This window comes from Cupriavidus sp. 01L415, assembly GCF_056400065.1.
The window spans coordinates 141,981-149,879 of sequence record NZ_JBFTSP010000011.1; the positions used below are offsets into that span (position 1 = coordinate 141,981).

Genomic DNA, 7,899 nt, shown 5'->3' on the forward strand with positions numbered 1-7,899 from the left:
TCGCCAACTCGCGAATCTTCCGGCCTCTTCCGTCGTACATGGGTTTCAAACACATCTCGCCGCAACATGAAAAAACGGCAGGCTGATCGCCTGCCGTTCTTCTTGCCGCTCGCTTGCGGCTGACTTGCGGCTCGCCTGCCTCGCCGATTGCTGCGATGCGGCGTCCGCCGTAGCCGGCCGGCCTCAGGCCGCCCTGGGCCGCAGCGGCAACACGTTGGCCGCACGCCGCATCAGCACGCGGGTTTCCTTCCACGCGGCATCCGCCAGCGGCGATCCCCACACCAGCTCATGCAGCCTGGACAGGGCAAACGGATCGCCCAGCAGGACATGCTTCTGCGCGGCCGACAGCGATTGCGGACCATGGGTCAGCGCGTGCTGGACCAGCGAGGCATGTTGCAGCCTTGCCGGCTCCGGCTGGATCTTGCGCGCCGTGGCCGTGGCGCACATCAGCGCGTTGGTCACCGGGTCGACCACCGCATCCACGAAGCCCGGCACGTCCTGCGCACCCTCCACATGCTGCTGGGTCTCCACGATTTCACGCGGCACGATCGTTTCTTCGGGGATCATGAACAGGCCGGCCCTGCGGGCGGCACGGCCCAGCGAGACGCGCGACAGCATGACCGACAGCGGAATCGACAACGCGAGCGATCCGACGATCGGCAGCAGCCACCAGATGAAGCCTGGGCTCAGCCAGTACACGCCACCGCCCCACACCAGACCCAGCAGCGTATGCCAGCCGTGGCGACGGAACGCCTCGCCCCAGGTAGTCTCGGCGTCCTCGCGCGGGGGCGACTTCCACGAAATTCCCCAGCCGCTGTAGGCCGCGATCACGAACTTGCTATGGAACAGCATGCGCGTCGGTGCCAGCAGCGCCGACATCGCCATCTCCAGCAACATGCTGATAACCAGCCGGACCACGCCGCCATACTGGCGCGCATCCTTCATCAGCAGCAGCACGCTGAGCAGCTTGGGCAGGAACAGCAGCGTGGCGGTGGCGGAGAACAGTGCCAGTGCCTTCTCGGGATGCCACTCGGGCCAGGTCGGGAACAACTGGTACGGCTGCGTGAAGTACTCCGGCGGCACCAGCGCATGCTTGGCAAGCGCGGCGGTGGACAACAGCAGGAACAGCAGCCACAGCGGTGCCGACAGATAGGCCATGATGCCGGTCAGGAACACCGCGCGGTGGACCATGTGGAAGCCTTGCTTCATCCACAGGCGGAAGTTCATCAGGTTGCCCTGGCACCAGCGCCGGTCGCGTTTGACCTCGTCCAGCAGGTTCGGCGGCAGCTCCTCGAACGAGCCCGGCAGATCGTAGGCAATCCACACGCCCCAGCCCGCACGTCGCATCAGCGCGGCTTCCACAAAGTCGTGCGACAGGATTTCACCGGACAGCGGCCCCTTGCCGGGCAACGGCGCCAGCGCACAGTGCTCCATGAATGGCTTGATACGGATGATGGCGTTGTGGCCCCAGTAGTGCGATTCACCAAGCTGCCAGTAGTGCAGGCCCGCCGTGAACAGCGGGCCATAGACACGCGTGGAGAACTGCTGCACGCGGGCATAGAGCGTGTCGCGGCCCACGGCCAACGGCGCAGTCTGGATGATGCCGGCGCCCGGGTTGGCTTCCATCAGGCGCGTCAGCGTGGCCAGGCAGTCGCCGCTCATCACGCTGTCGGCATCCAGCACGATCATGTAGCGGTACTTGCTACCCCAGCGGCGGCAGAAATCCGCCACGTTGCCGGTCTTGCGCTTCACGCGATGCCGGCGCCAACGATAGAAGATGCGGCCAAAGCCGCCAACCGCGCGGCAGATTTCCATCCACGCGTCGTGCTCGGCCGTGCGTAGATCGGGGTTGCCGCTATCCGACAGCACGAAGAAATCGAAGTGCGCGAGTTCGCCCGTACGTTCGAGCGATTCGTAGGTGGCCCGCAATCCGGCGAAGACGCGCGTCACGTCCTCGTTGCAGATCGGCATGATGACCGCCGTCCTCGCGGCGGGGTCTATCGCGGCATCCGGCGCGGCGCTGCGCGAGATCAGGTGGCGATCGCCCCCCTTGGCCAGCACCAAGAAGCCCATCATCGCCGTCCAGAAACCGGCCGACACCCACGAGAACAGGATGGCGAACAGCGCCAGGATGGCGATCTCGAGCGGATCGGCGCCGTGGTATGGCAGCACCTTGGCCATGAAATAGGTGGCCACTGCAGTCTGGCCGATCACCAGCGCCAGCAGGAACCAGCGGCGATGCGAGCCGGCCGGATGCCATTTGCCTTCGGCGTCAGGGCCGTCGTGCAGCGTATCCCACGTTTCGGGGATCGGCGGGCGGCCCGTCATCTTGCGCCAGAGGTTGCGCAGTCCGCCCGTCACCACGTGCGGGGGCCACTGGCGCGGCACCATCGACTCGCGCGCCGGCTCCGGGCCGGTGTCCACGCGGACGGTTCCGTCTTCGCGACGCTGCAGCAGCGGCTCGCCGTCGGTCTGCGGATTGCCGTAGGCCATCGAAAAGCGGCGGCTCACGGACGCATAAGTGGCGCCGCCGGGCGTGCTGCGCTGGCTGAAGTCGATGCCTTCCTGATCCTTGGGATCGCGACCGGCCAGCCGCGTTTGCAGCTGGATCATCGCAGAAGGCGCCTCGATGCCGTCGGTGGGAACACTCGCCACCGGGGGCATCGGGGCATCGGCCAGCAGTTCGCTACGCAGTTCGGGCGAGGCCGGCAGGCGATCGACATAGCGCTCGCATGCTGCCGCCTGGGCCGGGCGCTGCTTTAGCCGGGGGGTAAGATGTAGCTCCATGTTTCGGATAGGGTTGTATTGCCGTTGCGAAGATAGCCGCGCAACTCAACCGGCTTGTTCTCGTCCTTGCGCCGCATGTACATCGTCATGCGCCAGCCACCCGTGGCGTCGTTGCGCCGGACCGTCGTCTTCAGCAGCTCGCCATTGGCGTCCGCCGAAACCATCGGATCCAGCCGTGCGTCCTCGGGCAGTTTCTTGAACGCGGGACCTTCGAAATCCACCACCAGCGAGAAGCTGGTGTCATCCTGCTTGCGCGTGAGCCCCTGGCCGCGACGGGTCTGCGTGACCCACGATAGCGGCGGCAGGTTCTCGCCGTCCTTCTGCCATTTCAGCCGGTATTCGTAGTCGAATGCCTGCCGGGGCTTGGGGGGGTTGTCCGGCACCCAGAACGCTACGATGTTGTCGTTGGTTTCGTCCGGGGTCGGGATTTGCACCAGTTCCACGCGGCCGGCGCCCCAATTGCCCTTGGGCTCCACCCAGCCGCTCGGCCGGCGCTCGTACCACGCGCCGATCTCCTGGTAGTTGTCGAAGCTGCGGTCACGCTGCATCAGGCCGTAGCCCTGCGGATTGGTCGCGGCGAACGACGTCACGAGCAGCCGCTTCGGATTGACCAGCGGGCGCCAGACCCATTCGCCGGTGCCGAGCTGGACCGACAGGCCATCGGAGTCATGCACCTCGGGGCGGAAGTCCGTCGTCATCGACGGCTGGTTTTCGCCGAACAGGTACATGCTGGTCAGCGGGGCCAGGCCCAGCTTGGTGACGTGCTCGCGCAGGAACAGCCGCGACTTCACCTCCATCACGGTTTCGTCGCCAGGCTTGATGACGAAGCGATAAACCCCGCTCATGCGGCGCGAATCCATCAGTGCGTAGACGGTGATCTGCTTGTCGTTGGCCGACGGCCGCTCGATCCAGTACTCGACGAAACGCGGGAACTCCTCACCCGAATTCAGTGCGGTGTCCACCGCCAGGCCGCGGGCCGACAGGCCGTACCACTGGTCCTTGCCCAGCGCGCGGAAATAGCTGGCCCCCAGGAACGAGGCGAGTTCATCCTTGCGCTTGCCCTGGTTCAGCGGATACATCAGCCGGAAGCCGGCAAAGCCAAGGCCCTTGAGCTTGGTGGCATCGACCTTGTGCGAACCGTAGTTGAAGGCTGCGGGATTAAAGCGGAATTCCCTGACGTTGTTGCCCACCACCTCGTTGATCTTGACGGGCTGGTCAAACACCATGCCTTCGTGGAAGAACGACAGCTCGAACGGCAGGCGCGCGCCACGCCAGGCAAAACGCTCGGGCTTGTATTCGATCTCGCGGTAGCGCTCGTACGACAGCTCCCGCAGTTCGCTCGGCAGGTTCTGCGCCGCGGGCTTGTACGGCGACGCGGAAAGCTGTCGCGCGCGCGCCGCCACGGTTTCAAAATCGAACGCGTGCGCCGTCAGCGCCATCACGGCCAGCACCCCACCGCCGACCCAGCGCCCCAGTCCCGTCATCAGCCCCGGTAATCGGCGCGCAGGCGCGGCAATCGGGGTGTGGGCGGGGCGGAGCGACGTCGTGATTGCGGTCATGAAGGCCGGATAAAGGTGGGTGGGAGGTGGATGGAAAGCGCGAAGCCCGTGACGATTCGCCAGATATGGCAGCCGATGGCACGGACCTCAACGCGGACAACCAGAGCAAGACGGACCAGCCGGTTGACCAGAGCGTCCGCGCCGATTCAATGCGCGAAGCGGTCAATCAGGGACCATCGCCATTGACTGTATCCACCTTGTTGCATTGCGATGCGAAACCTTAACAATTCGAGACTTAAAAGTCACGTTTCGGTGCCGCAACGTTTGAAACAAAATGTCAACCTAGTCGGCTCGAAGCCGCTCCGCCGCAGCGTTTGCGGGCGGCAGCGTCACTTGACCGCCGACCCGCCATCGCGACTACCCGTCGAGCCGGCGCCGAGGCCGTCACCCCGACGACGGATGCTCACCGACGGGACACCGGACCTCATCGTTCCGTTCGGGCCTCGACCGATCCGCCATCCGCCGCTGCTTTCCTAGCGCGCCTGCCAGATCCTATCCCTTGTTCGCTCCGGTCCCCTGCTCGTTCCTATTCTTTGTTCGCGCCATCGCTAAAGGGATTGAACTTCTCGGACTTCGCGCCTTCGCCGTACGTGTCGAACGTGCCGCTACTACGCATGCCCTGCGAGAAGTTGTCGTATTTCTGGGCGGAGCCCTTGGCCTTGTCGATGGGTTCGAACTGGTCGGTCCGTACACCCGGGTTCAGGGAGTTCACGCTATCGGTGCGGGCCCCGTCCGTATAGGCGTCGAACTTGCCCGTGCGCGCGCCGTCCGAATAGGGGTTGTATTTGTCGCGGGCACCGTCCGTGTAGGTGTCGAACTTGCCAGTCCTGGCTGGCGACTGGGCCTGGGCCTGGGCGGCACCAGCGGCGGCGGCCAGTATCAGGCCGAGGATCAGGTAGCGTTGCTTCATGGCCGGACTCCTTCTCTCGCCGGGCAGGCGAATGGCCGATGCCCCTCGCGCCGACCGCCCGGCATCAGGCGGCCGCCCTCTCGCTGGGGCAACACTCCACGCTAGGTCAGGGCCGGCTGGCTGTCAAACCGCGCTGCGGCGGGAAATTTGCTGCACCGCGATGCCTTGCGAATGTGTCGCCAACTGCCTTGGATCGCACGCAAGCGGCGCCCGCGCGCTTACAATCGCCTCGTCATTCACGATCACAAGGAATTGCCATGCAAGCCCGGCGCATCTCCCGCTTTGCCCTCGCGTCCAGCCTGGGTTGCGCGCTCCTCCTTGGCGCCGCACAGCCCGCCCTTGCCTACTTCGACAACTACTTGTCCGGCAGCATCATCGGCACCCTGACCAAGCAGGAAGCCGCCTCGGTGGCAGTGAGCGTACGCAAAGCGCTGAATGACACCGCGGACAACCAGACGGTGGAATGGCACTATCCCGCCGCCGGCCGTCGCCAGGCCGTCGACGGCACGATCACCCCCATCGCCACCAAGACCGACAAGGGCCAGACCTGCCGCAGGCTGAAATCCGAGCTGAAGCGGGGCAGCGCCACGGAAGGGTGGTCCGGCTGGTTCTGCAAGCAATCCGACGGCACCTGGAAGGCGCGTCAAGTCGCTGACTGACCGTCGCCGTGCTCCGGTGCCGGCGCGGGGTCCGGCACGCGCCCGGGCGCAGGCCCTGCGCTGCGGCGGGCATGCGCGGCCGGATCGATGTCGGCATTGCCGGGGACTTCGAACCAGCGGGCCTCGGGCACGCCGATCGTATGGGACGGCTGCTCCATGAAGTGCGGCGACATGATCTGGACACCGTACGCGTTGAAGGCATCCTGGATTCCCGCATGCAGCGCCGACAGCGCGTGAAAGCGATTGCGCGGATGATCGATCGCGGCGAACAGTTCGTATTCGACGTAGAAGTCCTGTAGCGCCCGCTGCAGCACGAACGGCGTGGGTTCCGCCACCACATGCCTGGCCTGCCCGGCGGCCTCCAGCAGCATCCCGTGGACCTGCCGCCACGGCGTGTCGTAGCCGATCGTCACGGTGGCGGAAATCAGCGCGCCCTGCTCCGCATCGCGGGCATCGCGCGCGGTGCCATGGCGAGAGTAGTTGTGGATGGCGCTGCCAACCACCACGGCATTGGGCAGCGTCACCTCCTCATTGCGCAGGTTGATGACCTTGACCGACAGCGCGTCGAGTCCGGCCACCGTGCCGACCGTGTCCCCGATGCACACCATGTCGCCGCGCCGCAGCGCGCGCGAATAAACCACCACCATCCCGCTCATCAGCTGGTTCACCACGTTGGCCGACCCCAGCGTCACCATGAAGCCCAGCAGCACCGACAACCCCTTGAAGATGTCGCTCTGCGAGCCCGGAATATAGGGATAGGCAAACGTGAACCCGAGCACCCAGATCAGCACGCTCGCCACACGGCGCGTGGCGCCCGCGGTCTCGGGGTGCATCCCCGGCACAGTGACCTGGCCCTTTTGCACGGCCACGAAGATATTGGCCACGAGCCGCTGCACCGCACGCGTGATCAGCAGGATCACCACCACAGTGACCAGGCCGGGGATTGCCTCCATCATCGATATCGCGATATTCGCCAGCAGGCCGACGATAAACACGCCCATGCGGTCACCGAGCGGCTCCGTCAGCGGAAACTGCTCCATCGCGAACTGGAGCCAGACGAACGCGAGCACGACCACCGAGCCCACCGCCAGGATCTGCACGATGCGACTGACGAGCTGGTACACCGCGCCGGTCCAGTCGAACGTGCCGCTGGCGCGGCGTTTCAGGTGAACATCGAGGGCCTGCTGGAGCCGGGTGCGCATGCGGTTGCGGGCGCGGCCGATGCCCCAGATGAGGCCGACCAGCAACGCCAGCCCGGCGAGCGACAACAGCGCGCCGCGCAGGAGGTTGGGCCAGTACATCTGCGCGCGTCGCGCATCGATGGCGGCCTGCAGGCGCGCCTGCACCTGCGCTGCGGCGACGTCGACGGCGAGTCCATCCGCCGGATCCAGGTCGCCTACAGTGAGCGCGAACAACAGCCGGTCGCCGAGGCGGAACGCCACGCCGCTCACGTCCCCAAGCGAGCCGGCGATCCGGCCCAGTGGCAGCGAGAGCTGCGTCTCGGACAAGGTGTCGAATGTGGCTTGCGCCCTTGCTACGCGTGTGGCCGGGTCGGCGCCGCCGACCGTTGCGCGCAGCGTCACGATCGGCCGGTTCATCAGGCGTAGCTCGGCGGGCGCTTCGCGGGCCGGCGCAGCAGGCGCAGGCACGACGGGTGATGCCGACACGGCTGGGGCGCTCGCCGCCTGCACGACGCCGCAAAGCATCGTCACGACGGCAATGACCACCCGCCAGCCTCCCGATCCCTGCCACCGCCACGCTTGCGTCGCCATGTCCGTTTCCCGAGTGGTGCCTAGCGAAGCATAGCCTGAAGGCGAAAAAAAAGAGAGGCCGAATGAACTGACCCCGTAAAGTTGGACGGGTAAGTTATGCGGCCAAGGGCTGAGTCCTGTATTGCACAGGGCTCAGCCCATTTAGCTTTAGCTTGATGCGGTCGTGATTGTAATACCGGATGTATTCGGCAATGCTGCGTCGCAGTTGGTCG

6 protein-coding genes are annotated in these 7,899 nt (G+C 65.7%); 1 reads left to right on the top strand and 5 read right to left on the bottom strand.

The annotated features are described in order from the left end of the window. Positions 1-183: 183 nt before the first annotated feature. From mdoH to AC1DOX_RS17895, 3 genes are all read right to left on the bottom strand, one after another. Complete coding sequence (gene mdoH, locus AC1DOX_RS17885) at positions 184-2,787, bottom strand: glucans biosynthesis glucosyltransferase MdoH (RefSeq protein ID WP_441618284.1); 2,604 nt, start codon at positions 2,785-2,787, stop codon at positions 184-186. Then, positions 2,760-4,271 carry a glucan biosynthesis protein G gene (locus AC1DOX_RS17890; RefSeq protein WP_441618304.1) on the bottom strand — a complete coding sequence of 504 codons (1,512 nt, stop codon included), beginning with the start codon at positions 4,269-4,271 and terminating at the stop codon, positions 2,760-2,762. Before AC1DOX_RS17890 ends, mdoH begins: the two co-directional genes overlap by 28 nt. A gap of 601 nt (positions 4,272-4,872) precedes the next feature. Further along, a complete protein-coding gene (locus AC1DOX_RS17895) occupies positions 4,873-5,256 on the bottom strand; it encodes a hypothetical protein (protein WP_441618286.1) in 384 nt (127 codons plus the stop codon). A 257-nt stretch (positions 5,257-5,513) separates the two neighbouring features. Between AC1DOX_RS17895 and AC1DOX_RS17900 the strand changes: the two genes are divergently transcribed. Next, on the top strand, positions 5,514-5,915 hold the full coding sequence (locus tag AC1DOX_RS17900; RefSeq protein ID WP_092140216.1) for an RT0821/Lpp0805 family surface protein: 402 nt from the start codon (positions 5,514-5,516) through the stop codon (positions 5,913-5,915). Here the strand turns inward: AC1DOX_RS17900 and AC1DOX_RS17905 are convergent. Next, positions 5,900-7,687: a mechanosensitive ion channel family protein gene (locus AC1DOX_RS17905; RefSeq protein ID WP_441618288.1), complete on the bottom strand. Its 1,788-nt coding sequence runs from the start codon at positions 7,685-7,687 to the stop codon at positions 5,900-5,902. The genes AC1DOX_RS17900 and AC1DOX_RS17905 overlap by 16 nt on opposite strands. Before the next feature lie 94 nt (positions 7,688-7,781). Continuing rightward, positions 7,782-7,892 (bottom strand): IS3 family transposase, encoded by a 111-nt coding sequence (locus AC1DOX_RS17910; protein ID WP_441618306.1) that lies wholly within the window; start codon positions 7,890-7,892, stop codon positions 7,782-7,784. Positions 7,893-7,899 lie beyond the last annotated feature (7 nt).